The sequence below is a fragment of the Rhizobium sp. AQ_MP genome, from assembly GCF_014237835.1.
Taxonomy (GTDB): Bacteria; Pseudomonadota; Alphaproteobacteria; order Rhizobiales; family Rhizobiaceae; genus Allorhizobium.
This window is the reverse complement of record NZ_JACJVI010000001.1, coordinates 596,573-620,217: the sequence shown is the minus strand read 5'-3', so window position 1 is coordinate 620,217 and position 23,645 is coordinate 596,573. Positions and strand designations below refer to the sequence as shown.

The window sequence follows — 23,645 nt, the reverse complement described above, 5'->3', positions numbered from 1 at the left end:
AACGGCAACGGTGGCGGGAACGGCAACGGTGGCGGGAACGGCAACGGTGGCGGGAACGGCAACGGTGGCGGGAACGGCAACGGTGGCGGGAACGGACACGGTGGCGGGAACGGACACGGTCGTGGGGACGATGGCGATCGGGGACGCGGAAACGGCGGCGAGCACGAACACGGGGGCGAAAACGGGAGGGGAAAGAACCATGACTGACATGCCCCATCGCCTCATTGCGGATCACCGGTCGTGTCCATGACCGGCACCATGTCCTCTACACGAAACCTGCTCTCCCGACTGGTATCATTCCGGGTCGCCATGATCGCCATGATCATGGCGCTTCCGCTTTTGTTGCCGTCCCTGTCGATCGTGCGGCATCTGGACAACGACCTGATCGCCTTCCGTGCCGAGATGGCGCCGCGCAAGGCCAGCGGTGATTTCGTCTTTGTTGCCATCGACAAGAAAAGCCTCACGCAGGTCGGGACATGGCCGTGGCCGCGCGAGGTGCATGCTGAGATCATCGACCGACTTGTGGCAGCTGAAGTTGGCGACATCTTCCTGGACATCGACTTCAGCACGGCCTCGCAGCCCGAGAGCGATGCCAGATTCGCCAGGGCGCTGGAGGAGGCCGGCGGCGGTGTCATCCTGCCGATCTTTCGTCAGCAATTCGGGGCGAGATCGGCAGATCCTCTGACGGTGACCTCCCCTCTGCCTATCTTTGCCGATCGTGCCTGGCTGGCGCTGGTGGATGTTGCGCTGGACGAGGATGGGCTGCTGCGGTCCTTCCCGGTGACGGAGTTGATCAACGGCGTTCCGACACAATCAGCGGCAGCCGTGCTTGCCGGGTTCAGCGACGCGCGTACCAGCAGGCTGGAAATTGACTTTTCCATTCGGCCGGAAACCGTTCCCACCTTTTCTGCGGCGGATCTGCTCTCCGGCACGGTGCCCAGCGATGCGCTTGCGGGAAAAACTGTCGTGGTCGGGGCCTATGCGACGGAGCTGAAAGACCTCTTTGCCGTTCCCATCTACGGCATTCTGAGCGGACCGATGCTCCACGTCCTGGCGACTGAAACGCTCGTACAGGATCGCATCCTGAGGCCGCTCTGGGTGGAGCCGATGGGCCTCCTGCTGGCGGCCTTGATTGTCGGCTATACGCTGTCCTTCCACCGGCTGTCCCTGGCTCTGCCGATCGCCGCCTCTGCCTGCCTGGTCACGACGGGAGAGACGATCGCCTTCCTTCTCTATAAGCATGACGGGCTCGTCTTTGAGACTGCCACCCTCTGGCTGACGCTCGGCTTCGGGCTGTTCATGTTGATGGCGGAGAAAGTCGGCCTCAACGGCTGGCTTGCCGAAATCGCCGTCGTCGAGAACCGCGAGATCCGCCGCGTGCTGAAGCGCGTGATCAACGACAGCGTCGATCCGGTGATCGTTCTTGATGAAAAGCGCAATCTGCGTGATGCAAGTCGGACGTTGGGCGAATTGCTCGAACTTGATCAACCCGTAGTCACGGGCACCAATCTCGTCAGCTTTGCGCCATCGGCGCTCGTCGATGCCGTCCTCGTTGTCGAAGAGAAATACGGCTTTGAACCGACCAAGGTGTACAGTGAAAAGGTGGCAATAGACCTGCCAGGCAGAAACGGTCGCCGCCATCTGGAGGCCGTGATCACCATCTCGCCGTTCGAGACCCGCGACGGTCGCGGGTTATCGTCCGTTGGCAGGTTCGTCATCTGCATCAGCCTGCGTGATGTCACGGCTCGCCGTCTCTACGAAACCAAGCTCCAGGAGATGGCGCGGATCGACGATCTGACCGGGCTTCTCACCCGGCGCGGGCTGACGGATGCCCTCCTGTCTGCCGGTGGCGAGTTCTCGGTCTTCGCGGTCGATCTGCACCGGTTCGGACATCTCAACGAGATGCTTGGTCGCGAAAAAGGAGACGGCGTCCTCCAGGCTGTCGCAGCAAGGCTCCGCCGTCATGCGGGCATAGACGGGCTTACCGCAAGGATCGCAGGCGATGTTCTGTGTCTCGCCACGCCGGGCATCGATTCACCGGAAGAGCTCGCCGAGAACGCCGCGCGTCTGCTTCAGCTCTTCGCCTCCCCTTTCGGCGTCGACGGCATCAAGATCGAACTCAACGCCCGTATCGGTGCCTGCAGCGGCTCGCTTGACCTTGGAGATCCCGGCAAATGGGTCGAGGCAGCAGAACTCGCCCTTATCGAAGCCAAAAAGGTCGGAGGCAGCGGGTGGCGCGCCTATAACCCGGCATCGGCGCTGCGCCGGGCACGCTCACGTCTGCTCGAGGCGGAACTTCGCACCGCGCTCGATCAGGGACAGTTCTTTTTGCTCTACCAGCCGCAGGTGGCCCTGAGATCGGGGCGCCTGGTGGGGGCCGAAGCGTTGCTGCGCTGGCAGCATCCGACACTCGGGATGATATCGCCCGCGGAATTCGTCTCCATTTCCGAAGCGAACGGCTTCATCTGCGAACTCGGGCAGTTCATGTTCAAGGAGGCCTGCAAGGCGGCTACAAGCTGGCCCGCCCATGTCAGTGTTGCGGTGAACATATCGCCGGTCCAGTTCCTGCGCGGTGACCTGCTGTCGGATCTCCGCTCGGCTCTCTCTTCCAGCGGGCTCTCGCCGCACCGGCTGCATGTCGAGATAACCGAGTCGATCTTCATCGAACGCTCGGAGGAACTCTTCCAGACCCTCGACGCGTTGCGCGATCTGGGCGTGACGATCGCGCTCGACGACTTCGGCACGGGCTATTCGTCGCTCAGCTATATCTCCGCACTCCCGCTCGACAAGCTCAAGATCGACCAGTCCTTCATCCGCGACATGGTCAGCGATCCGGCTTCCCAGAGTATCATACAAGCCGTGACGACACTGGCCCACGGCCTCAGGCTGAAGGTTGTCAGCGAAGGCATCGAAAACGCGTTGCAGTGTGAAATGCTGACGGCCATGGGCTGCGAGGAGGGCCAGGGCTATCTGTTCGGGCGTCCGCAGTCGGCGCGCGAGATCGAGGCCTTGTCGGCGGTCCATTCCCTGCTGGCGCAAGCGGAGCGGAACGTGCTTACCGGTGTGGCGAAGGCCGGGTAAGCACGAAGGCCGCACAGGCAATGAGGATCGCGCCTATGAGAAGCTTAAGCCAGAGCTGCGGCGTTCCGAAAAACACGACGATCCCGTAACTTGCGGCCATCAGCGATACCGAGGCGATCTTTGCCTTTTTCGAGATTGCACCTTCGCGGCGCCAGTCGATCAGCGGCTGCCCGAAACGCGGATGATCCAGCAGCCATTGCTCGAAACGCGGTGAAGAGCGGGCGAACAGCGCTGCCGCCAAGATGATGAAGGGTGTCGTGGGCAGGACCGGCAGGAAGATGCCGATGACACCGATCCCGACCATCAACCAGGCAGCCGCTAGAATGAGCAGGCGCATCAAGTCCCCTTCACTGGCTGCCGTCGCTTCGACCTGAGATATGGCATGATTCGGGATCGGCCAAGGATTTTGAGGATTGCGGCAAATGCGGCGATTTTTCGTTTGCGCCGCAGTAGGCGCAAATGCATTCTTCCCGCCGTAATCCCACCTGCAGGAATTCAACTCCCATGTCCAAGGTCACCCTCGTGCTCGGCGCCGGCATCATCGGCGTATCCACAGCTATCCATCTTGCCCGGCGCGGGCGCGCGGTGGTGCTGGTGGATCGCCGAGGCGCCGGGGAAGAGACTTCCTTCGGCAATGCGGGCCTGATCCAGCGCGAAGGCGTGGTGCCCTATGGCTTTCCACAGGACCTGAGCCTGCTGATCCGCTACGGCTTCAACAACCGGATCGACGCGCATTACCATGCGAGTGCCATCCTCAAGCTCGTGCCCTTCCTGTCGCGCTACTGGTGGCATTCGAACAAGAGCCGCCACCAGGCCATTGCGCGATCCTATGCACCGCTGATCGAGAACTCGGTTACGGAGCACCAGGATCTGATCCAGGCCGCTGGTGCCGACCATCTGATCCGCAAGGACGGCTGGATGGAGATCTTCCGTACGAGGGAAAAGCGCGACGCGGATCTCGCCGAGGCCGAGCGTCTCGCTCGCGAATACGGCGTCAGCTACCGGGCCCTGAGCCGAGAAGAGCTGGCCAAGGAAGAGCCGCATATTCGCGGTGACTTCATCGGAGGCTTGAAGTGGAATGATCCGTGGTCGGTGACCAATCCGCATGGCCTGACGCAGGCCTATCTCAGCTATTTCCAGTCTCTTGGCGGGCGCTTCGTCAAGGGCGATGCGACGACGCTTGCAACCGGGGCCTCGGGCAAAGGCTGGCGCGTTAAGACGGACGACGGTTTTGTCGAGGGCGACGAGGTGGTTCTGGCGCTCGGTCCCTGGTCGGAAGAAGTCACCCGTAAATTTGGCTACCGCTTCCCGCTGGGCGTCAAGCGCGGCTATCACATGCATTATGCACCGGCCGGAAACGCGGTCCTCAACAACTGGACCATGGATACCGAAGCCGGCTACTTCCTGGCGCCGATGGAAAAGGGTATCCGCCTGACGACAGGCGCGGAATTCGCTCATCGTGATGCGCCGAAATCGCCGGTACAGCTCGCGCGCGCCGAAAAGGTGGCACGCGAGATCTTCCCGCTTGCCGAGCGGCTGGACGCCGAACCCTGGATGGGCGCCCGCCCCTGCACGCCGGACATGATGCCGATCATCGGCAAGGCACCGCGTCACGAAGGCATGTGGTTCGCCTTCGGCCATGCGCATCATGGTCTGACACTGGGGCCGGTCACCGGCCGCCTGATCGCCGAGATGATGGACGGCGAGAAGCCGTTCCTCGACACCAAGGCCTGGGGGCCTGAGCGTTTTCGCCCCTGATTACAGTCGTTTCACTGGCCCCCTTCGCAGGGGGCTAGCCTTTTCTGCGCCAAGGTGCTACTCACTCCTCCAGAATTTGATCAAATTGTTTCCCAGCGGAAACGGGCCGGGTCGACAGACGTGCCAGCAGCACGCAGCCGGTCAAGGGGATCAGGAAGAGACGGACAGTGGCATGCGCCGGTGTTTGATCCATAACGCGAAAAGCGTCTATCGTTAGCGGACCAGCATCCGCTCGCGCCCCTTTGCGCGTTTCAAACCCAAACGACATTATCCATACGGTGATCCATGGACATGGCCGAAGAGGCACGCGAATTCTTCGCGGCAAATCCCGATATTGAAGTACTTGAAGCCTTCGTCATCGACGTCAACGGCGTGCCACGCGGGAAGTGGATCCCACGCGAGCGAGCCATCGACGTGCTGACCAAGGGCATGGCCATGCCGCGCTCTGTCTACGCGCTCGACGTCTGGGGCCGCGACGTCAACGCCGCTGGTCTCGCCGAGGGCACTGGCGATCCGGATGGGATCTGCTTCCCGGTTCCCGGCACGCTGTCGCGCGTCACATGGCTTGCGCGCCCCACGGCGCAGGTGCTTCTGCAAATGCATACGCAGGAAGGCGAAAGCTTCTATGCCGATCCTCGTCAGGTCCTCGGAAACGTGCTGGAGCGTTTCAAGGCTGCCAAGCTGACGCCAGTTGTCGCGACTGAACTGGAATTCTACCTCATCGATCCTGTGCGTTCGGCGCTGGATCCTGTTAGGCCGCCCAACACGCGTGACGGGCGCTGGCATACCGGCCAGACGCAGGTCCTTTCGATCTCCGAACTGCAGGATTTCGAAGAGGTCTTTCATGGCATTTCGACGGCTGCCCGCGCACAGAAGGTCCCGGCCGACACGACGCTGCGGGAAAATGGTCCGGGTCAGTATGAGATCAATCTCAACCACGTGCCGGATGCGCTGGCGGCTGCCGACTACGCGGTCCTGCTGAAGCGCATCGTCAAGGGTGTCGCCCGCGCCAACGATCTTGACGCCACCTTCATGGCCAAGCCCTACGGCACCCAGGCCGGTAGCGGCATGCATGTGCATTTCTCCGTGCTCGACGAAAACGGCCGCAACATCTATGTCGGCGAGGACGGCCCTTCGGAGTCGCTCTTCCATTCCGTCGGCGGGCTTCTGGAAAGCATGGGCGAGAGCATGGCGATCTTTGCGCCGCACCAGAATTCCTATCGCCGCCTGCGTCCCTCCGAACATGCCCCGACCTACGCATCCTGGGGTTTCGACAACCGCTCGGCTGCGGTGCGCGTCATCACCGCGTCGAAGCCGGCAACCCGCATCGAACACCGCGTCGCCGGTGCCGATACCAATCCCTATCTCGTTCTTGCGATGATCCTTTCGGCGGCGCTCGCCGGGATGAAGGAGAAGCTCTCGCCGGGTGGTGCGATCTCCGGTGACGACCATGCAGTCAGCCACGAGCCACTGCCGACCAACTGGGACTACGCGCTGCAGCGCTTTGCCAAATCGAGCTTCGCCTATGCGGCGCTCGGGCCGAAATACCGAAGCCTTTATACCGCCTGCAAGCAGCAGGAACTCTCGGAGTTTTCGCTGCGTGTGACCGATGTCGAATACGACGCCTATATCCGGACCGTGTGAGGTGAAGCCATGACAAAGTCGATCGGACCAAATCCCGGCCATGCGGCCTCCTACTATGCAGCCTCTGCCCGCGACAAGCGGGTTCGCCCCAAGCTCGACGGCCAGCATACGGCCGATATCTGCATCATCGGCGCCGGCTTTACCGGCATTTCGGCGGCTCTTGAGCTTTCCGAAAAGGGCTATGCCGTCATCGTGCTGGAAGCCGACCGTATCGGCTTCGGCGCGTCTGGGCGCAACGGCGGCCAGATCGTCAACGGCTATAGCCGCGACCTCGAGACAATTGCCCGACGCTACGGCCAGGACAAGGCCGACAAGCTCGGCGAGATGTCGCTGGAGGGTGGCCGCATCATCCGCGAGCGGGTGGCAAAGTACGGGATCGAATGCGATCTCGTGAACGGCGGCTTCTTTGCAGCCTTCACCGACAAGCAGGTCAAAGAAATGGCCGAGGTGCGGGCGCACTGGATGAAGCATGGCCATGACGGGCTGGAAATGGTCTCCAAGGCCGAGGTTCAGAAGTACGCCAAGACCGACCGTTATGTCGGCGGCATGATCGACCGTCACGGCGGGCATATCCACCCGCTCGACCTGGTGCTCGGCGAGGCAGCGGCGGCCGAGAGCCTCGGTGCGAAGATCTTCGAGAACTCCAAAGTCGTGCACCTCGACACCGGCCCGCAGCCTTTCGTCTGCACCGAGGGCGGCATCGTCAAGGCCAAGCACATCCTCGTTTGCGGCAATGCCTACATGGCCGGTATCGCGCCGAAGGTGACCGAGAAGATGATGCCGGTTTCCAGCCAGGTCATGGCGACCGAGGTGCTGGATGCCAAACTGATCGAGGAACTGCTGCCGTCCAATTACTGCGTCGAGGACGCCAATTACGTGCTCGACTACTACCGGCGCACGGCCGACAATCGCCTGCTTTATGGCGGCGGTATCGGTTATGGCGGCCAGGATCCGAAGAACCTGACGGGCGTCATCCGGCCGAACATGCTCAAAACCTTCCCGCAGCTCAAGGACGTGAAGATCGACTTTGCCTGGAGCGGCAATTTCGCGCTGACGCTGACGCGCATTCCGCATATGGGCAAGCTTTCAGACACCGTCTACTTCTCGCATGGCGACAGCGGCCATGGCGTGACGACGACCCATCTTCTCGGCAAGATCCTTGGCGAAGCCGTGCATGGCCAGATGAGCCGCTTCGACGTCTGGTCGTCCTTGCAGGCTTATCCCTTCCCCGGCGGGCGCATGTTCCGCGTGCCGTTTACCGCGCTCGGTGCCTGGTATTACGGTCTGCGTGACCGGCTCGGCGTGTAAAAAGATATCAGAGGACCGGTACCGGCACCGTCGCCGCCACGCAGATGGCCTACGGGCTTCGCAGGTACTCAACCTCAGGCATCAAGATGGTCGAGGGCGTCGGCAACAATGCCCTCGACCGGTTGATCGATGGATACGGTGACAACACCGGGTTCACCGGTCGGGATTTCCAAGGTGGCAAGCTGGCTCTCCAGCAACGTCAGCGGCATGAAATGGCCGGTGCGCGCGCCCATGCGGCGGCCGAGCAGTTCCCGCGATCCCTCCAGATAGACGAAGGACAAGCGGCCGGCCGTCGCGGCGCGGAGGTGGTCACGGTAGATCTTCTTCAGCGCAGAGCAGGACACGACGATTCCCTCCCCTCGTGCCAAAGCGTCGGCCATGCGTTCGCCGATCACCGTCAGCCACGGCCAGCGATCCTCGTCGGTCAACGGTGTCCCAGCGGCCATCTTCGCGACATTGCTTTGAGGATGCAGCACATCGCCTTCAACGAAGGGGAGCCCGAGGCGAGATGCGAGCATCTCGCCGACGGAGGTCTTGCCGCAGCCACTCACACCCATCACGATCACCGCTCGCGCGGTGGCTGGCTTGTCTTGCAGTGGCATGCGCTTCCTCTTCCTGCACCCTCATCCAAGGGCCGCGACAATAGGAAGGTTCAGGCGAAATGCAATCCACTCTTGCTGGCCGCATCGCGTGGGGCGCCTCGCTGTTTCGCTGGTTGCTGCTCCGCGCGGATGGATGCGGCGATCTTCTCTGCCATCATGATCACCGGAGCATTGGTATTGCCGCCGATCAGGCGCGGCATCACGGAGGCGTCGATGACGCGCAGTCCCGCGATGCCTTTGAGTCTCAAGGCCGGGTCAACGACCGCGGCCTCGTCCGAGCCCATGCGGCAGGTGCCGACCGGATGGTAGATCGTGTCGGCGCGCGCGCGGATAGCGGCATCGAGCTCGCTATCGGATTGGCCGGCGGGGTAAAGTTCTGCGCCGCGATACTTGTTCAGGGCAGGCGCTTCCATGATTTCAGCCATTATCCTGGCTCCCTTGCGCAGGGTTTCGATGTCGCGTGGGTCTGACAGGAAGCCCGGATCTATGAGCGGGGCGACCGAGGGATCGGCGCTTGCCAGACGCACCGTGCCACGCGAATGCGGACGCAGCAGGCAGACATGGCAGGAATAGCCATGCCCCCAATGCATCTTGCGCACGTGGTCGTCGACCATGGCGACCAGGAAATGCAGCTGGATATCCGGACGATCAAGGGCTGAATCCGTCTTCAGGAAGGCACCAGATTCCGCGCAGGTGGACCTCAAGTGGCCCATGCGCTCGGTGCGCCACTCGTTTGCAGCGCGAAGGATGTCGCGTGTTGCCGTAATGCCGAGGCCAAACATGTCGGTATCGGGCGAGCGGAAGATCATGGTGTAGTCGAGGTGGTCCTGCAGGTTCGATCCCACCTCCGGTCGATCCGCCACCACGCTGATGCCGAGCGACGTCAGGTGATCGGCGGGGCCAATCCCGGAGAGCATCAGGATCTGCGGTGACTGCAGCGCGCCCGCGGAAAGCAATACTTCGCGACCGGCTCGGACGATGCGCTCCTCTTTGCCGAAGCGATAGGCGACGCCCACCGCCCTGCCCCGCTCGATGACGATGCGCGTGACATGCGCCTCGGTAACGACCGTCAGATTGCGGCGGGCCATCACGTCGTGAAGATAGGCGGCAGCTGCCGAGCAACGCTCGCCACGCTTCGGGCCGTTCCAGAACTGGGTCGCCTGGTAGACGCCGGCCCCTTCCTGTTGCGGTCCGTTGAAATCGTCATTCTGGCGGTACCCGCTCTGCTTGCAGGCCTTGAGGAAGGCCTGGTTGATGGGGCGCGTCCAGTTCTGGTCGCAGACCTGTAGAGGGCCGCCCCGTCCATGCAGATCGTCGGCACCGCGGATATTGTCCTCCGATTTCCTGAACCATGGCAGGACATCCTCCCATGACCAGCCGTCACAGCCCAGTGCGGCCCATTCGTCATAGTCCTTCGCGTGACCACGGACGTAAAGCATGGCATTGATCAGGCTCGATCCGCCAAGGCCCCGACCGCGTGGCTGATAGCCGCGGCGTCCGTTGAGGCCCGTCTGCGGCACGGTTTCGAAACGCCAGTTGCCGCTCTTTACATGGCCCGGCACGACGGCCGCCGCCGCCATGGGCACGCGCGCGAAAATGCTGTCTCCGCGTCCGCCGGCTTCAAGCAGGCAAACCGTGACCGCCGGGTCTTCGCTCAGGCGGGCGGCAAGCACGGAGCCAGCCGAGCCGCCGCCGATAATCACAAAATCGTACATGCCCTGCCCCCAGAGACCTGCACACCGGCGCCCATTTTCGCCACCCCTCAATTAAGCAGATTTAATCTGCCGTGAACGTAAGCGTAGCAGAGTGCCGCAAGGAAGCAAGGCGGGAGCGAAACCCCTGACCTTCAACGAAAAAACCCGCCTTTCGGCGGGTTTCGACTTCAAGAGATGGACCTGGGCTTCAGGCCGCCGGGGCGGTTGCCACACGGCGCGGCTGAAGGTCGTCAATACCGAGCAGGAAGTTGATCTGCGGGCGCGCCTTGACGAGGTCGTCAATCGTGTATTCGGACAGTACGTCGAAGAACGCGTTCAATGCCTTGCGCAGCGCCGAGTTCAAACCACAGCTGTCGATCAGCGGGCATTCGACGTCACCGTCGTCCTCGAAGCACTCCGCCATGGCGAAACTGTCTTCCGTGACCTTCACCACATCGAACAGCGTGATCTTGTCGGCCGCGCGCCCCAGACGGACGCCACCGTTTCTGCCACGCACCGTTTCGACAAGGCCGGCCTTGTTGAGCGGCTGCAGAATCTTGAACAGAAAGAGTTCCGATACGCCGTAAGCCTTGGCGATTTCCGGGATACGGCTGAGCTGGTCGGTGTTGGCGGCGCAATACATCAGCATGCGCACGGCGTAATTTGTCTGCTTTGTCAAACGCATGCACGATTCCTCTGTTTTGTTGAGGCTTATATAGCGCCTTTTGCAGTTTTGAACAATTCCAAAATACTCAAGTTCTGGGCTCACGTGTCTGTGATTAAAGTCGAGTGTAATTGACAGCTTAAATGAATTCATGAATATACGCCTCAACAATCCACGAGGGAGGCCCTGCCATGACATCCATCCGTACACTCGCGCTCGGTACCGTATCCGTTCTTGCCGTTTCGGCCGGCTCGGCTCTGGCCGATGGCGAAGTCAACATCTACTCCTATCGTCAGCCGGAACTGATCCAGCCGCTGATGGACGCCTTTACCAAGGAAACGGGTATCAAGACCAATGTGCTCTTTCTGGACAAGGGACTGGTCGAGCGCATCACCGCCGAAGGCGCCAACTCCCCGGCCGACGTGATCCTGACCGTTGATATCGCTCGCCTGACCGAAGCCAAGGACGGCGGCGTGACGCAGTCTCTGAACGACGAAGACATCAACAAGCAGATCCCCGCTCAGTATCGTGATCCCGAGGGCAACTGGTTCGGCCTGACGACCCGCGGCCGCGTGCTCTATGCTTCGAAGGACCGCGTCTCCGAAGACAGCATCACCTATGAAGAACTTGCTGATCCCAAGTGGAAGGGCCGCATCTGCATGCGTGACGGCCAGCACGCCTACAACATCGGCCTGTTTGCCTCGATGGTCGCCCATCATGGTGCCGAATACACCGAGAAGTGGCTCGCCGGCCTGAAGCAGAACCTCGTCAAGAAGCCGGATGGCAACGACCGCGCCCAGGCGAAGGCGATCCATGCCGGCGAATGCGATCTGGGCCTTGCCAACACGTATTATCTTGGCCTGATGAAGACCAACGAAAAGGAGCCGGAAGAGAAGGACTGGGCGGCTTCCGTCAAGGTGCTCTTCCCGAACGCGGGTGATCGCGGCACGCATGTCAACATCTCCGGCATGGCGCTGACCAAGAACGCCCCGAACAAGGACAATGCCGTCAAGCTGATGGAATTCCTGGCGTCCGACGAAGCCCAGACCATCTATGCCGAGCAGGTCTTCGAATATCCAGTCGGCCCGAACGCCAAGGTTTCCGAGATCGTTGCCGGCTTCGGCCCCATCAAGGCAGACCCTCTGCCGCTCGCCGAAATCGCTGCAAACCGCAAGACCGCTTCCGAACTGGTCGACAAGGTTGGCCTGAACGAAGGCCCGACGCAGTAAGTCTCGGCAGAAACCACACGAAGCGGAAGGGGCGGTTCATGACCGCCCCTTCTTGCATTTGTGCTTTCGTTGCCGACGCCCGGCGCCAGCTCTCAGCCGCTGATCAGGACCCGCCGGCACCGATTGCCTTTGCGTGATCGTCGATCGCCTTGCGGCGTTCCGCGGTGCCTGGATGGGTGGAGAGGAAGGACGAGTCGCCGTCCAGGCCAAGTTTCTCCTCCAGCCGCGCGAAGAAGCGCCCGATGGCACGGGGATCGCGTCCGGCTTTTGCCATCAGCTCGACCGAGATTCGGTCCGCTTCGTTTTCGGCATCGCGCGAATGGGAGAGCGACATCAGGGCAGCACCATTGGTGAGGATGTCTTCACCGGCTGCACCGACGTCACCGGCGATCAGCATGATCAGGCCTGCCATGCCGGCGGCGCGATAGAGCTGGCGCAGCGAATGCTCTTCCTCCACATGGCCGATCTCGTGGGCGAGAACACCGATAATCAGGTCCATGTCGCCCTCAGCCAGTTCGATGAGTTCGTCGGTGATGACGAGCGTGCCATCCGGCAGCGCGAAGGCATTGGGGCCAATGACGCCGCCTTGGCGGAAATTGAGATTGTAACCTGAGACACCCCGCGAGGAGAGTGCTGCGACTTCGTTGAAGGCGCTACGGATTTCGCTCTGTCGGGCTGCCGGCAGGGCGGTCGCGCTGAACACGGCCTGGTCGAGCGACAGCAGCGTTCCGCTTGCCATCCATTGCGTCACCGCCGGGGGCGTCACCAGAACCGCAACTTCGACGAGGGCTGGCACGGCGTAGCGATAGATCAACCCGGCGAACAGGAATACGGCCAGAACAATTGCCAGCAGGCGCGGGTGGAAACGCTCAAGCTCGTGGACAAAGCCCCGCTTGCCATGCCGTTTGAGCCAGCCGTCGACGGCATCATTGTCTTCGGTCTCAAACAGCGAGCCATCGGCGAAGGTGATGCGACGTGGCACGCGTCCGACACGGGCCGAAATCTCCGTGCGGGCGAGATCGCCCACGGAGACCGGATCACCGCCAGCTGCGAGCCGAACATAGAGCGTCTTTCCCTCGCCGAGCAGCAATGCGGGTTCCGCCCGGCTCGAACCGGGCGGATGCCATCGACCGGAGGCGATGCGCTTGTCGTCAGAAGCCAAAGTCGAACCCTTCGAGATCGAGATACTCCGCCGTTACGGCCGAGCCGGATGCCTGCATCGAGGATACCACATCGTCGAGTTCGCCATCGACCACGATGCCGGAATGCTCGATCACATAGCGGTGCTCGCGCACAGCCGCCCAGGGTCGCATGAGGCTGAGCGTCAGGACGGTGACGACCAGGTTGGAGACGACGATCCAGAAGTAGCGCAGCCGTCCGAGATCGGAGAAGAGGCTGTGGCGGCCATCGAAACGGGCCGCGTTCATCACGACATTGCGAACGCCGATGCGGTAAAAGATTGCGGCAATACCCCAGAGCAGGAAGGTGGGGATGAGCGCTCCGTAGATCGCGAGGATCAGCTGGATCTCCGGGTCGGCCGAGGAATCCTGGACACCCTCAGCGCCATAGAAGGCGAACATGCCGATCACTGCACCGATGGCGCCACCGACCAGCATCAGCAAGAAGGCTGGCAGCCAGACGCGGTAGAGCGCGCCGATCTTCGGATCGGTCTCGAAAGCGCGGTCGCCGTAGCGCAGGTTGTTGAAGATGTAGCGGTAAAGCCAGCGGCTGGCGAAGGGCGCCAGAATTCCGAGCGAGAAGAAGGAGACGAGGCCGCCGACGATGATGGCAAAGAAGGCTCCTCCGGTCTTGCCGACGAAATCGAAGCGGATGTTGCGATAGCTCGTGACGCGCGCGTTGAAACGCAAGCTGCGCATGACGATCCATGGGAGCAGAACCAGCATCAGCAGCGCCAGGATGCCCCCGGCGATCGGGCTGAAGGTCAGGAGCACGTTGTAGGCGATGATGTATCCAAAGACGATGGCCCGGCCGATGAAGATCTGCAGGCCCTTGGCATGGTAGTCGAAGGAGTGACCATCGACGAAGGAGTTGCCGTAGAAATAGCGGTTGCGGCGGACCTTGGCCCAAGCCGAGTAAATGCCGACCGTGATGATGGTCAGCAGGATGTTGACGATCCAGATGCCGAAATACTCGCCGGCGCTGCCGCGGAACTCACCGCGACGCAAATTGCCTGCGCGGCCAAAAACTGCCTCTTGCATGAAAAATATCCCTCATGAAATCACATCGCGTGACGCTATCCCCCGCGTCACATCCGACATTGATCACGAGAGCGTCATGCACTCAAGTGCGCTCGGACACTTGCAAGGCAGCGCCTCAGGCTTCGCGGATCTCGATGCACCACCATTTCGGCCGTCCGCCCTTGTAGGAATGATAGGTGGGCTTGAGATCGGCAGCACTGGTGCGATCGAAGGCGCCGAGCAGGAGAGCCACGGTCGGCTGATCATCGATTGCGCCGAGCGAGGAGCCGCAGGTCGGACAGAAGGCGCGCGAGGAGAAGTCCGACGAGCGCCACGTGGCCGGAACATTGCCGGGGCCGATCCAGCGAACGGCTTCGCGCGGGAACTCGACCCAGGTTGCCGTGAGGCTTCCCGTATGGCGCTGGCACATCTTGCAGGAACAGGTGTGTGGCTTGGCGGCTGGCGCATCGGCCTCGAAACGGATCGCCCCGCAAAGGCAGCCACCGGTATGCAGTTTCTTCTTTGGCATTCTCAGCCCTCCCCCTTGGAGAAGCTAGAGTATCCGGGTTCCGGCTGACAAGAGAACGCCACCCCGTCTTTCGAGGGGGTGGCGCGAAAGTGATCGAATTGCTGGTTCGCTTACTTCATCGTCGGCATGACGAATTCAGCACCGTCCTTGATGCCCGCCCGACGCCCGCAGCAAACGAAGTGCCGCGAGGACGTCGAGACAGGACATCGTCCGGCATCACTTCATGGTCGGCATGACGAACTCGGCACCGTCCTTGATGCCCGCCCGACGCCCGCAGCAAACGAAGTGCCGCGAGGACGTCGAAAAAGGCAATCGTCCGGCATCACTTCATCGTCGGCATGACGAACTCGGCACCGTCCTTGATGCCGGACGGCCAACGGCTGGTGACCGTCTTGGTGCGGGTCCAGAACTTGATCGAGTCCGTGCCGTGCTGGTTCAAGTCGCCGAAGGACGAGGCCTTCCAGCCGCCGAAGGAGTGGTAGGCGAGCGGAACCGGGATCGGCACGTTGATGCCGACCATGCCGATGTTGATGCGGCTTGCGAAGTCACGGGCGGCATCACCGTCGCGGGTGTAGATCGCAACGCCATTGCCATATTCATGCTTCATCGGCAGTTCGAGGGCTTCCTCGTAGTTCTTGGCGCGCACGACCGAGAGGACCGGGCCGAAGATTTCGGTCTTGTAGATGTCCATATCCGGCGTGACGTGGTCGAAGAGGCAGCCGCCGACGAAATAGCCGTTCTCATAGCCCTGGAGCTTGAAATCGCGACCATCCACCACGAGCTTGGCGCCGGCTGCAACGCCGCTGTCGATCAGCGACTTGATGCGGGCCTGGGCTTCCTTGGTGACGACGGGGCCCATGTCGGCCTTGTCATCGGTGTATGGGCCGATGCGCAGGCTTTCGACCATCGGGGTCAGCTTTTCGATCAGACGGTTGGCGGTTTCCTCACCGACAGGGACGGCGACCGAGATCGCCATGCAGCGCTCGCCGGCCGAGCCGTAGCCAGCCCCCATCAGCGCCTGGGCGGCCTGGTCGAGGTCGGCATCGGGCATGATGATCATGTGGTTCTTGGCGCCGCCGAAGCACTGGGCGCGCTTGCCGTTCGAAGCGGCCGTTCCATAGACGTAACGGGCGATCGGGGTGGAGCCGACGAAGGAAACGGCCGAAATGTCCGGATGGGTGAGGATGCCATCGACCGCCGACTTGTCGCCGTTGACGACGTTGAGGATGCCGGCCGGCAGACCTGCCTCGATCATCAGTTCTGCGAGGCGGATCGGAACGGACGGGTCACGCTCCGAAGGCTTCAGGATGAAGGCGTTGCCGCAGGCGATGGCAGGGGCAAACATCCACATCGGGATCATGGCCGGGAAGTTGAACGGCGTGATGCCCGCGCCGATGCCGACCGGCTGGCGGATCGAATACATGTCGATGTTCGGGCCGGCACCTTCGGTGAACTCGCTCTTCGACAGATGCGGGATGCCGATGACGAATTCGCAGACTTCCAGACCGCGGACGATATCGCCCTTGGCGTCTTCGATGGTCTTGCCGTGTTCGCGCGACAGCGTCTCAGCGAGGCTATCCATGTTGTCGTTCAGCAGTTGAACGAACTTCATGAAGACGCGAGCGCGGCGCTGCGGGTTGGTGGCCGCCCACTTGGCCTGGGCAGCCTTCGCGTTCTCGACGGCGGCGTTTAGTTCCTCGGCGCTGGCGAGCGACACTTCGCCCTGCACTTCGCCGGTGGCCGGATTGAAGATGGCCTGCTTGCGGCCCGACGTGCCGGCGACATGCTTGCCGCCGATGAAATGACCTACCTGGTACATGGGTTTCCTCCTGGATTGTTGTGGAGGCAGTATGCGCTTTGATTTGCACAAATCAACGCGATGATTTACGGATCTGTTGTGCACATTTTAAAGCAATCTAGTCTTTCATGGCCAGAGCGAGGCTTCGATCAGGGCTCGATGAGCGGCAATCCCGGCCATGACACCAGAGGCGCTGGCCAGCGTCGCGTTGTGCATGGGGCTTGCCGCATCGCCGGCAGCGAAGACACCCGGCTGGCTGGTCACGCCCATCTGGACCTTGATGTGCAGACCCTGCGGCCCTTCTTCGAGCTCCAAACCGAGTTGCGACGCCAAGGGCGACGAGATCGAAACCTTCGACTGAGCAAACAGGGCATGGATCTCAACCATTCTGCCGTCTGCTAGACGAACAGCCTCCAGACGCTCGCCTTCACCGATCAGTTCCACCACACGCTCGGCCTCCATCACTACGCCCCGGGCGAGCAGCATTGCGTGCTGCTCCTCGTCGAAGCTAATGCCGGGTTCAACGAACATGGTCGTCCGGCCCCAATCCGGCAGCATGCTGCCCTGATGGGCTGCAAGCGGCGAGGAGGCGAGGATGCCGATCGGACCGCCGCCGATCTCGTAGCCGTGGCAATAGGGGCAATGCAGGACCGTCCGGCCCCAACGTTCGGCAAGTCCTGGAATCGTTGGTAGGGTATCGGTCACGCCCAGCGCCAGGATGAGCACCGACGCCTCTATGCGAGCACCATCCGCTATGGTGAGCCTGAAGCCACCCAGGCATCGCTCGGCCGAGGCCGCCTGCCCTTCCAGAAGCGTGAAGTTGGGATAGCGCGCGAGTTGCTGGAGGCCGAGCTCACGAATGTCTGCGGGGGCGACGCCGTCCTGTCCCAGAAAGCCATGCGAGGCTTCGGCAAAGCGATTCCGCGGCTTGCCGGCATCGATCAGCAAGACGCGCCGGCGCGCCCGCGTGAGCTGCATGGCGGCCGAGAGACCCGCGAAACTCCCACCCACAACAACTGCATCATACTTCATCGCACACTCCATCATGTAACTTTTAAAGTTATGTATCTTGTTAAGTTACATGATGCAACCATGTCAAGTGATGTAACTCGACTTGTTGCAAGAGCTGGCATGGGCTATCGATGTCCGAGAGCAAGCCAAGGAGAGACCCATGCGCGGGGATAGCCGCCTGTCCCGCATGCTGCATGTGCTGATCCATCTCGGACGGCGCAGCGAGCCTGCGACCTCCGAACTGATCGCCAAGATGCTGAACACCAATCCCGTGGTCGTGCGCCGTACCATGGCGGGCTTGCGCGAACGCGGCTATGTGCATTCCGAGAAGGGGCATGGCGGCGGCTGGACGCTTACCAAGACCCTGGACGAAATCAGCCTGCTCGATGTCTATGACGCGCTTGAGCGGCCGGAACTCTTCTGCCTGGTCAGCGCGTCGGACCACGCGGGTTGCCTCGTCGAGATATCGGTCAATGAAGCACTTGAGGATGCGCGGCGGGAGGCCGAGGCTTTGTTGCTTTCCCGGTTTGCAACAATCAAGCTCTCGGATATTGCCGGCGAATTCGACCGACGGATGGACATGCTCAGCTTAAGCAGCGGCGCACAGGGCTTCGAGACATGACGCGAGGACCTGCGGAACGGAGGATGCTATGGCATGAACTGGGATGATGTTCGCATCTTTCTGGCCGTCGCCAGAACCGGCCAGATCCTGGCGGCGTCGCGGCGGTTGGGGCTCAACCACGCCACGCTCTCGCGGCGACTGACGGCGCTGGAGACAGCACTCAAGACGCGGCTTTTCATCCGCCGCACGAATGGCTGCGAGCTGACCGCCGAGGGCGAAGCGTTTCTCGCCTCTGCCGAGCGGATGGAAACCGAAATGCTGGAGGTTCAGGCACGCCTCGGGCGCACCGATACGCAGGTGGCGGGCACGGTGCGCATCGGCGCGCCCGATGGTTTCGGTGTCTTCTTTCTGGCCTCGAAACTCGGCGCGCTCATCGAGCGGCATCCGGAACTGAAGGTTCAGCTGGTCCCGGTCCCGCGTTCGTTCTCTCTGTCGCAACGCGAGGCGGATATTGCCGTGACACTGGAGCGCCCCGATCAGGGCCGGCTGGTCTCGTCGAAGCTCGTCGACTACACGCTCGGGCTCTATGCGTCGAAGGCTTACGTTGAAGGGAACGGTTTGCCGAGAACGCCGGAGGAGCTCAAGGCTCATCGCCGGATCGGCTATGTCGAGGATTTGATCTTCACGCCGTCGCTGAACTTCACTGGCGAGGTCATGCGCGACTGGAACGCCGGTTTTGAGATTTCCTCGGCAATCGGCCAGACGGAAGCGGTGCTGGCGGGCGCGGGTATCGGCATCCTGCACAGCTATATCGCCCGCCAGCATGAGAGCCTGGTTCGCGTGCTACCCGAGATCACCATCCGGCGGGCCTACTGGACGACATTTCACGAAAGCGCGCGCGAACTCGTGCGCGTGCGTGCGGTCGTACAATTCCTGCAGGATGCGGTGGAACAGGACCGAGCGATCTTCGGGTGATCCGAGGCCGTGAAGCAGCGCTTTTCTGCCACAGTCGCTCGCGATAGACTGCCGTCATCGCATCACCAATGGATATTCCCATGCGTCAGCCTCTCGTTCCCCTCGGGCTCTATGCGGCCCTGCTCGCCTTTCTCTCCGCCATGCCCGCTCACGCCCATGTTATGGACGGGCCGCTTGGCGGCTTCGGGTCGGGCTTTGGCCATCCGCTCGCCGGTTTCGACCATCTGCTCGCCATGCTGGCGGTCGGTCTCTGGGGCGCGCAGATGGGTGGGCGCTCGGTCTGGACGCTTCCGGCCACCTTCCCGATGATCATGTGCGTGGGCGGGATCATCGGCATGACCGGCGTCCTGCCGGACCAGCCGATCGAATACGGAATTGCGCTCTCGGTCATCGTGCTTGGCGCTGCAATCGCAGCCGCCTGGAAGGCGCCTGAATGGGTGGCGCTGGCGCTGATTGCCGCCTTCGCCCTCATGCACGGCTATCCGCATGGGGTTCTCGCACCCCGCGCCACCGATCCGGCGGCCTTTACCGTCGGCTTCGTCGTCTCCACCGGCGTCATCCATGTGATCGGCATTGCGATCGGTGCGGCGCTGAAGCCGATCGGCGGCGGGCGGCTGGTGCAGGCCATGGGTGCGGCCATTTCGCTGGCCGGCTTCTGGTTCCTGTTTCAGCTCCTGACGGCATGAACCAGCTGCCGACCTTACGGCACAAGCGTTTTGCTGCATCGCGATAGCATGGTTTCTGTTGACAAATCCGGATCAAACCGCACAAACGACGGCACCGGTCACGACCGCCAAGGCGGCGCGGCCCGCGCAACCGTGAACAGCTCAGGCACAGGCTCTCCATGACCACGAATACCGCACTGCTCGACTTCCAGATCGTTCCGAATGCCTCGCCCATGCCGGAAGCCGAGCGGCTCGCGGCATTCGAAAATCTGGGCTTTGGAACGCTGTTCACCGACCACATGGCGGTGGTGCACTGGCATGTCGACAAGGGCTGGCACAGCCCGGAGGTTTCGGCCCGCAAGCCTTTCCAGGTCGATCCGGCCGCGAGCGTCCTGCACTATGCCCAGGAAATCTTCGAGGGCATGAAGGCCTACAAGGGGGCCGACGGTCGCATCACGCTCTTCCGTCCGGAAGAAAACGCCCGCCGCTTCAACAAGTCGGCCGAGCGCATGGCGATGCCGGAAGTGCCCGAAGAGCTTTTCCTGAAAGCTGTTGAGGAACTGGTCAAGATCGACGCCAAATGGGTTCCGGAAGGCGAAGGCAGCCTCTATCTGCGTCCCTTCATGTTTGCCAGCGAAGCCTTCCTCGGCGTTCGCCCCTCGCGCGAATACGTCTTCTGCGTCATCGCCTCGCCTGTCGGCCCCTACTTCAAGGGCGGCAGCAAGCCGGTCACGCTCTGGGTCAGCGAGCATTACACGCGCGCAGCCCCGGGCGGCACGGGCGCTGCCAAGTGCGGCGGCAATTATGCGGCCAGCCTTCTCGCCCAGAAGGAAGCCGCAAGCCGTGGCTGCGACCAGGTCGTCTTCCTCGATGCGGCCGAGCACAAGTGGATCGAGGAACTTGGCGGCATGAATGTCTTCTTCGTCATGGACGACAATACGGTCGTCACACCACCGCTTTCGGGCACGATCCTGCCGGGCATCACCCGCAACTCGATCATCAAGCTTGCCAATGAAAACGGTCTCAAGGTCATCGAGCGCCCGTACTCGTTCGACGAATGGATGGCGGATGCCCGCAGCGGCAAGCTGCGCGAGGCCTTTGCCTGCGGCACGGCTGCCGTCGTTGCCGCCATCGGCACGGTGCGCCATCCGGGCGGCGAATTCGTCATCGGCAATGCCGGCACGGGGTTCGAAACGGAAAAGTTGCGCAACATGCTGACCGGCATCCAGCGCGGCTCGGTCGCCGACACCCACGGCTGGGTGAAGGAAGTGACGCGCCTCTGACGGTCTCGAAGATAGGAGTATTGCGAACCCCGTCATGCCAGCATGGCGGGGTTCCTCGTTTCGGCGACTGTTTCAGAAATTGGAATGGTTCTGTCCGAACAATGAGTTTTTGGAGCTTGCTTGGCTGCGGTATCAGGCAGCGCACGGCCGCTTTGGGATAGGATATGCGGGATAACAGCACAACTTCAAAGGTGGTCCTGCCAAAGCAGCTGGCGATGGCGACCATGCATGGCAAGGAGCAGGCCCTAACGCCCGCCTTTGCCGCTCTGGGCCTGGAGCTTGTCCTGCCTGTTGGGCTCGATACCGACCAATTCGGTACATTCAGCCGCGATCGGCCCAGGGCCGGCACGATGCTGGACGCCGCAAGGGCCAAAGCGGAGGCCGCGATGGAGGCAACCGGGCTTCCTGCCGCTATTGCCAGCGAGGGGTCCTACGGCCCTCACCCGACCGTTCCTTTCCTCGCCGCCGGTCGGGAAATGCTGCTTTTCGTCGATCGGGTCAACGGGTTCGAAGTCGTCGAAATGACGATCGACGAGGAGCCCAGCTTCGGTCACTGCGAGGCAACGTCGATCGAGCAGCTTGCAGGCTTTCTTGATCGTATCGGTTTCCCGCAGCACGGGGTCATTGTCGCACCGGCGGGTCAATTGAACACGCCGGTGGCAAAGGGCATCATGGATCAGGCTGGTCTGACGCTGGCAATATCAACAGCAATAGAGCGCTCGCCGTTACAAATGGCGCATGTCGAAACGGACATGCGTGCCTTCATGAACCCGCGCCGGATGGAGACAATTGCCCGGCTTGGCGTGCGATTGGCCGCGCGCCTGTCGACCCCCTGCCCCCATTGTGAGCATCCCGGCTGGGGACTTGCCAGGACGGAACGCGGCCTGCCCTGCAGCCTTTGCGGCAGTCCGACATCTCTTCCGCGGCAGGATGTCTACGCCTGTGTCTCCTGCGACAACGAGGAGACGCGCGAGCGATCGCCCGGCGGTTCGGCGGACCCCGCCTACTGCCCGCTTTGCAACCCCTGACAGAGCGAGACAGGCGTCAGATGAAACTCTGGGGAAAGATGTCAACCGAAGTTGACAATCAAATTTGCTTTTTATTAATTTCTAATCCACCAAGTCCGTGTTGCCCACCGTGTCGCAGTCGCCATGCATGACGCATACACCTCGCACCGATGGAGCTGACTTTGCAGGCAAACCTCTACGCCCAAAAGCCGTGTACGCTTAACGTCTTTCCCCTGACGCATCGCAGGGAGCTTGTGCTTCAGGCCGCCATCGCGCTGGACCGACTGCACGGCCCGAGCGCGGACCAATACTGGATCTCGCAATGCCGATCGCTCGCATCCCAGCTATCGGCCCTTGGCTGCCCGGAAGACCGGGTCCGCGTCGAAATCATGGCCTTTCAGGAGGCGGTCCTCTCGACCCTCGTCGACATGCAAACTGATCTGACAGCCCAGATCGTCATGCGGGCATAATGGATCCGCTCTCGCCGCCGAAGCGCCGGGAGATCGCGGCTGTTTTGGGATTTCTGATCCGGGCACCGATCACGCCGGGGTGTGACCAGATCACTTCCCCATGCAACACGCCGAAACGGCTGCCGTGGAGGATGAAGGCCTCGCAGCGTGGCAGTTGCAGACCTTCGCCCAGCACCAGCCTGAAGCCTGTGCGGCTCCAGTCGGCGATCGATGTCTGGAAATGGCAGCCGAACATCAGCAGCAAAGCGCTCATCTCGCAGGGTGAACGCAGCTCGTGTCGACGCTCCATGGGACCTCCGTGGCAGAGGACCTAACTGAGCATCATACGGAGGAGCGGGAAACCGGCAAATCCGGAGACCCTTTCATTGACGTTAAGCGAATCGATCGAATTTTATCGATCGCTGCCAATACAAGTCTGCGCGCGCTTCATCGCGCTAGACCAGATCGGATTTGATGAAGGGAAGAGAGTGGTACGGTTGAGTGGAGTTGAACCACTGACCTCAGGTGCCACAAACCTGCGCTCTAACCAACTGAGCTACAACCGCACACGGAGCGTCTAAGACGTCGTGGGGGCTCACATACGAGGAGCCGGGAAAATTTTCAAGCCCTTTTCTGCGCAACCGCAAAATGGTTCTTACCTCATGCAAAGGGCCGGGCGCGATGCCCAGCCCCTCATCCTTGGGAGGATCTTGTCTGTGACCTGAAAATTCAGGCGACCTTCAGCGAGGACATGACCTTCTCGGCAGCTTCCTTGCCCGGCTTGGCAACGGTTTCAGCAACCTTCTTGGCAGTTTCCTGGATGGCCTTGGCCTGCTCGATCGTTACTTCAGCCTGCTTGCGGATGAAGGCGGTCTGCAGCTCGACCAGTTCAGCCATGGACTTCACGCCGAGAAGCGCTTCCATGTGGGAGAGCGAGAGATCGGCGTTGGTGCGCATGGCGTCGATGGCCTTGAGGCCGAGTTCGACGGTGCCGGCCTGGGCGGTCTGGACGGTGGCTTCAACGGTCTTGGTGGCTTCTTCGGTTGCAGACTTCATCTTGGCATAGGCTTCCTTGGACTGAGCTGCGCCCTTTTCGGCGAAGTCACGGAAGCTTTCCTGCATCTTCGAGGGATCGAAGGAGGAGAAAGAGAAGATATCCTTGGTGTTCATGGCGCATTTCCTCTGTCG

Annotated in this window: 23 protein-coding genes and 1 tRNA gene; 11 read left to right on the top strand and 13 right to left on the bottom strand. The window is 61.8% G+C overall.

Annotation, left to right across the window (positions count from 1 at the left end):
* A partial coding sequence (locus H6M51_RS03120) for a hypothetical protein (RefSeq protein WP_210314671.1) occupies positions 1-210 on the bottom strand: 210 nt, incomplete at its 3' end.
* A 36-nt stretch (positions 211-246) separates the two neighbouring features.
* Here H6M51_RS03120 and H6M51_RS03115 point away from each other — a divergent pair.
* Positions 247-3,081 carry an EAL domain-containing protein gene (locus H6M51_RS03115; protein ID WP_185808401.1) on the top strand — a complete coding sequence of 945 codons (2,835 nt, stop codon included), beginning with the start codon at positions 247-249 and terminating at the stop codon, positions 3,079-3,081.
* Here H6M51_RS03115 and H6M51_RS03110 read toward each other — a convergent pair.
* Positions 3,056-3,418: a YbaN family protein gene (locus H6M51_RS03110; RefSeq protein WP_185808400.1), complete on the bottom strand. Its 363-nt coding sequence runs from the start codon at positions 3,416-3,418 to the stop codon at positions 3,056-3,058. The two genes, H6M51_RS03115 and H6M51_RS03110, sit on opposite strands and share 26 nt — an antisense overlap.
* Positions 3,419-3,585: 167 nt before the next feature.
* On the opposite strand from H6M51_RS03110, the gene H6M51_RS03105 reads away from it, so the two are divergent.
* The 3 genes from H6M51_RS03105 to H6M51_RS03095 all read left to right on the top strand — a co-directional run bounded on the left by H6M51_RS03105 (position 3,586) and on the right by H6M51_RS03095 (position 7,791).
* A complete protein-coding gene (locus H6M51_RS03105) occupies positions 3,586-4,839 on the top strand; it encodes an FAD-binding oxidoreductase (protein ID WP_185808399.1) in 1,254 nt (417 codons plus the stop codon).
* Between the two features lie 285 nt (positions 4,840-5,124).
* A complete protein-coding gene (locus tag H6M51_RS03100) occupies positions 5,125-6,483 on the top strand; it encodes a glutamine synthetase family protein (RefSeq protein WP_185808398.1) in 1,359 nt (452 codons plus the stop codon).
* A 9-nt stretch (positions 6,484-6,492) separates the two neighbouring features.
* Positions 6,493-7,791, top strand: coding sequence for an FAD-binding oxidoreductase (locus H6M51_RS03095; RefSeq protein WP_185808397.1), 1,299 nt, complete (start codon positions 6,493-6,495; stop codon positions 7,789-7,791).
* A 74-nt stretch (positions 7,792-7,865) separates the two neighbouring features.
* Here the strand turns inward: H6M51_RS03095 and H6M51_RS03090 are convergent, their stop codons facing one another.
* From H6M51_RS03090 to rirA, 3 genes are all read right to left on the bottom strand, one after another.
* Positions 7,866-8,393: a gluconokinase gene (locus H6M51_RS03090; RefSeq protein ID WP_185808396.1), complete on the bottom strand. Its 528-nt coding sequence runs from the start codon at positions 8,391-8,393 to the stop codon at positions 7,866-7,868.
* A 50-nt stretch (positions 8,394-8,443) separates the two neighbouring features.
* Complete coding sequence (locus H6M51_RS03085; RefSeq protein WP_185808395.1) at positions 8,444-10,108, bottom strand: GMC family oxidoreductase; 1,665 nt, start codon at positions 10,106-10,108, stop codon at positions 8,444-8,446.
* 187 nt (positions 10,109-10,295) lie between these two features.
* Positions 10,296-10,772 carry an iron-responsive transcriptional regulator RirA gene (gene rirA, locus H6M51_RS03080; protein WP_185808394.1) on the bottom strand — a complete coding sequence of 159 codons (477 nt, stop codon included), beginning with the start codon at positions 10,770-10,772 and terminating at the stop codon, positions 10,296-10,298.
* A 170-nt stretch (positions 10,773-10,942) separates the two neighbouring features.
* On the opposite strand from rirA, the gene H6M51_RS03075 reads away from it, so the two are divergent.
* The gene (locus H6M51_RS03075) at positions 10,943-11,980 is read left to right on the top strand and encodes a Fe(3+) ABC transporter substrate-binding protein (RefSeq protein WP_185808393.1); all 1,038 of its coding nucleotides are present in this window, start codon (positions 10,943-10,945) and stop codon (positions 11,978-11,980) included.
* 103 nt (positions 11,981-12,083) lie between these two features.
* Here the strand turns inward: H6M51_RS03075 and H6M51_RS03070 are convergent, their stop codons facing one another.
* The 5 genes from H6M51_RS03070 to H6M51_RS03050 all read right to left on the bottom strand — a co-directional run bounded on the left by H6M51_RS03070 (position 12,084) and on the right by H6M51_RS03050 (position 17,537).
* Complete coding sequence (locus H6M51_RS03070) at positions 12,084-13,142, bottom strand: M48 family metallopeptidase (RefSeq protein ID WP_185808392.1); 1,059 nt, start codon at positions 13,140-13,142, stop codon at positions 12,084-12,086.
* Positions 13,132-14,199: a YjgN family protein gene (locus H6M51_RS03065; RefSeq protein WP_185808391.1), complete on the bottom strand. Its 1,068-nt coding sequence runs from the start codon at positions 14,197-14,199 to the stop codon at positions 13,132-13,134. Before H6M51_RS03065 ends, H6M51_RS03070 begins: the two co-directional genes overlap by 11 nt.
* Positions 14,200-14,314: 115 nt before the next feature.
* Entirely contained in the window at positions 14,315-14,707 is a 393-nt protein-coding gene (locus H6M51_RS03060) for a GFA family protein (protein WP_185808390.1), read from the bottom strand.
* Between the two features lie 322 nt (positions 14,708-15,029).
* Positions 15,030-16,526, bottom strand: a complete 1,497-nt coding sequence (locus H6M51_RS03055; protein ID WP_185808389.1) for a CoA-acylating methylmalonate-semialdehyde dehydrogenase — start codon at positions 16,524-16,526, stop codon at positions 15,030-15,032.
* 105 nt (positions 16,527-16,631) lie between these two features.
* Positions 16,632-17,537 carry an NAD(P)/FAD-dependent oxidoreductase gene (locus tag H6M51_RS03050; protein ID WP_185808388.1) on the bottom strand — a complete coding sequence of 302 codons (906 nt, stop codon included), beginning with the start codon at positions 17,535-17,537 and terminating at the stop codon, positions 16,632-16,634.
* Positions 17,538-17,676: 139 nt separating this feature from the next.
* On the opposite strand from H6M51_RS03050, the gene H6M51_RS03045 reads away from it, so the two are divergent.
* From H6M51_RS03045 to H6M51_RS03020, 6 genes are all read left to right on the top strand, one after another.
* Complete coding sequence (locus H6M51_RS03045; RefSeq protein ID WP_185808387.1) at positions 17,677-18,138, top strand: Rrf2 family transcriptional regulator; 462 nt, start codon at positions 17,677-17,679, stop codon at positions 18,136-18,138.
* A gap of 33 nt (positions 18,139-18,171) precedes the next feature.
* The gene (locus tag H6M51_RS03040; protein ID WP_185808386.1) at positions 18,172-19,053 is read left to right on the top strand and encodes a LysR family transcriptional regulator; all 882 of its coding nucleotides are present in this window, start codon (positions 18,172-18,174) and stop codon (positions 19,051-19,053) included.
* An 80-nt stretch (positions 19,054-19,133) separates the two neighbouring features.
* Complete coding sequence (locus H6M51_RS03035) at positions 19,134-19,739, top strand: HupE/UreJ family protein (RefSeq protein WP_185808385.1); 606 nt, start codon at positions 19,134-19,136, stop codon at positions 19,737-19,739.
* 158 nt (positions 19,740-19,897) lie between these two features.
* Positions 19,898-21,001, top strand: coding sequence for a branched-chain amino acid aminotransferase (locus H6M51_RS03030; RefSeq protein ID WP_185808384.1), 1,104 nt, complete (start codon positions 19,898-19,900; stop codon positions 20,999-21,001).
* A 164-nt stretch (positions 21,002-21,165) separates the two neighbouring features.
* Positions 21,166-22,029: a DUF6671 family protein gene (locus H6M51_RS03025; protein WP_185808383.1), complete on the top strand. Its 864-nt coding sequence runs from the start codon at positions 21,166-21,168 to the stop codon at positions 22,027-22,029.
* Positions 22,030-22,190: 161 nt separating this feature from the next.
* The gene (locus tag H6M51_RS03020) at positions 22,191-22,478 is read left to right on the top strand and encodes a DUF6074 family protein (RefSeq protein ID WP_246780360.1); all 288 of its coding nucleotides are present in this window, start codon (positions 22,191-22,193) and stop codon (positions 22,476-22,478) included.
* Here H6M51_RS03020 and H6M51_RS03015 read toward each other — a convergent pair.
* From H6M51_RS03015 to H6M51_RS03005, 3 genes are all read right to left on the bottom strand, one after another.
* Positions 22,465-22,767: a hypothetical protein gene (locus H6M51_RS03015; protein WP_185808381.1), complete on the bottom strand. Its 303-nt coding sequence runs from the start codon at positions 22,765-22,767 to the stop codon at positions 22,465-22,467. The two genes, H6M51_RS03020 and H6M51_RS03015, sit on opposite strands and share 14 nt — an antisense overlap.
* Positions 22,768-22,946: 179 nt before the next feature.
* Positions 22,947-23,023: transfer RNA gene (locus H6M51_RS03010), tRNA-His, on the bottom strand.
* 163 nt (positions 23,024-23,186) lie between these two features.
* Entirely contained in the window at positions 23,187-23,627 is a 441-nt protein-coding gene (locus H6M51_RS03005) for a phasin (protein ID WP_185808380.1), read from the bottom strand.
* Positions 23,628-23,645: the final 18 nt, after the last annotated feature.

What these genes read in the sequence shown, in the direction of transcription:
- H6M51_RS03100 (WP_185808398.1), top strand. Translation starts at nt 5,125, where the DNA reads ATGGACATGGCCGAAGAGGCACGCGAATTCTTCGCGGCAAATCCCGAT.
- H6M51_RS03065 (WP_185808391.1), bottom strand. Translation starts at nt 14,199, where the DNA reads ATGCAAGAGGCAGTTTTTGGCCGCGCAGGCAATTTGCGTCGCGGTGAG.
- H6M51_RS03015 (WP_185808381.1), bottom strand. Translation starts at nt 22,767, where the DNA reads ATGGAGCGTCGACACGAGCTGCGTTCACCCTGCGAGATGAGCGCTTTG.
- H6M51_RS03110 (WP_185808400.1), bottom strand. Translation starts at nt 3,418, where the DNA reads ATGCGCCTGCTCATTCTAGCGGCTGCCTGGTTGATGGTCGGGATCGGT.
- H6M51_RS03115 (WP_185808401.1), top strand. Translation starts at nt 247, where the DNA reads ATGACCGGCACCATGTCCTCTACACGAAACCTGCTCTCCCGACTGGTA.
- H6M51_RS03075 (WP_185808393.1), top strand. Translation starts at nt 10,943, where the DNA reads ATGACATCCATCCGTACACTCGCGCTCGGTACCGTATCCGTTCTTGCC.
- H6M51_RS03095 (WP_185808397.1), top strand. Translation starts at nt 6,493, where the DNA reads ATGACAAAGTCGATCGGACCAAATCCCGGCCATGCGGCCTCCTACTAT.
- rirA (WP_185808394.1), bottom strand. Translation starts at nt 10,772, where the DNA reads ATGCGTTTGACAAAGCAGACAAATTACGCCGTGCGCATGCTGATGTAT.
- H6M51_RS03040 (WP_185808386.1), top strand. Translation starts at nt 18,172, where the DNA reads ATGAACTGGGATGATGTTCGCATCTTTCTGGCCGTCGCCAGAACCGGC.
- H6M51_RS03025 (WP_185808383.1), top strand. Translation starts at nt 21,166, where the DNA reads ATGCGGGATAACAGCACAACTTCAAAGGTGGTCCTGCCAAAGCAGCTG.
- H6M51_RS03035 (WP_185808385.1), top strand. Translation starts at nt 19,134, where the DNA reads ATGCGTCAGCCTCTCGTTCCCCTCGGGCTCTATGCGGCCCTGCTCGCC.
- H6M51_RS03055 (WP_185808389.1), bottom strand. Translation starts at nt 16,526, where the DNA reads ATGTACCAGGTAGGTCATTTCATCGGCGGCAAGCATGTCGCCGGCACG.
- H6M51_RS03050 (WP_185808388.1), bottom strand. Translation starts at nt 17,537, where the DNA reads ATGAAGTATGATGCAGTTGTTGTGGGTGGGAGTTTCGCGGGTCTCTCG.
- H6M51_RS03030 (WP_185808384.1), top strand. Translation starts at nt 19,898, where the DNA reads ATGACCACGAATACCGCACTGCTCGACTTCCAGATCGTTCCGAATGCC.
- H6M51_RS03090 (WP_185808396.1), bottom strand. Translation starts at nt 8,393, where the DNA reads ATGCCACTGCAAGACAAGCCAGCCACCGCGCGAGCGGTGATCGTGATG.
- H6M51_RS03105 (WP_185808399.1), top strand. Translation starts at nt 3,586, where the DNA reads ATGTCCAAGGTCACCCTCGTGCTCGGCGCCGGCATCATCGGCGTATCC.
- H6M51_RS03045 (WP_185808387.1), top strand. Translation starts at nt 17,677, where the DNA reads ATGCGCGGGGATAGCCGCCTGTCCCGCATGCTGCATGTGCTGATCCAT.
- H6M51_RS03085 (WP_185808395.1), bottom strand. Translation starts at nt 10,108, where the DNA reads ATGTACGATTTTGTGATTATCGGCGGCGGCTCGGCTGGCTCCGTGCTT.
- H6M51_RS03005 (WP_185808380.1), bottom strand. Translation starts at nt 23,627, where the DNA reads ATGAACACCAAGGATATCTTCTCTTTCTCCTCCTTCGATCCCTCGAAG.
- H6M51_RS03060 (WP_185808390.1), bottom strand. Translation starts at nt 14,707, where the DNA reads ATGCCAAAGAAGAAACTGCATACCGGTGGCTGCCTTTGCGGGGCGATC.